Consider the following 550-nt stretch of genomic DNA (forward strand, 5'->3'; position numbering starts at 1 on the left):
CCGCTGTTCGGCCTGGGTATCCCCGGCAGCGTGTCGGCGGCGCTGCTGGTCGGCGCCTTCATGATCCACGGCATCCAGGTCGGCCCGCTGATGCTGCGCGACCACCCGGAGATGCTGTTCACCATCTTCTCGGGGATGATCGTCGCCAGCCTGCTGATGCTGGCGGTGGGCTGGTACGGCCTGCGCATCTTCGCCAAGGTCACCAGCGTGCCGCCCAATATCGTCATCCCGGTGGTGATCTTCCTGTGCCTGGCCGGCATTCAGGTCCAGGGCTACGGCACCTTCGGGCTGATCGTGGTGTTCGGCTTCGCGATCTTCGGCTACTTCCTGAAGAAATTCGACTACTCCTTCGTCACCTTCCTGGTCGCCTTCATCGTCACGCCGATGCTGGAGATGAACCTGCGCCAGTCGATCATCCTCTCCGGTGGCGAGATCTCGATACTGCTCGAGCGCCCCATCGCGCTGGTCTTCGTGATCATCACCGCGCTGATGGTGCTGCACCTCGGTTGGTCCAGTTATCGGCGCAATGCCATTCGCCGGGCATCCTCCT

At 62.9% G+C, this 550-nt stretch carries 1 protein-coding gene; it reads left to right on the forward strand.

All coding sequences use genetic code 11. The annotated features are described in order from the left end of the window. On the forward strand, positions 1-550 hold a 550-nt coding region (locus tag QC821_RS21715; protein ID WP_309725611.1), incomplete at both ends, for a tripartite tricarboxylate transporter permease.

This window comes from Franzmannia qiaohouensis (assembly GCF_031451695.1).
Classification (GTDB): Bacteria; Pseudomonadota; Gammaproteobacteria; order Pseudomonadales; family Halomonadaceae; genus Franzmannia; species Franzmannia qiaohouensis.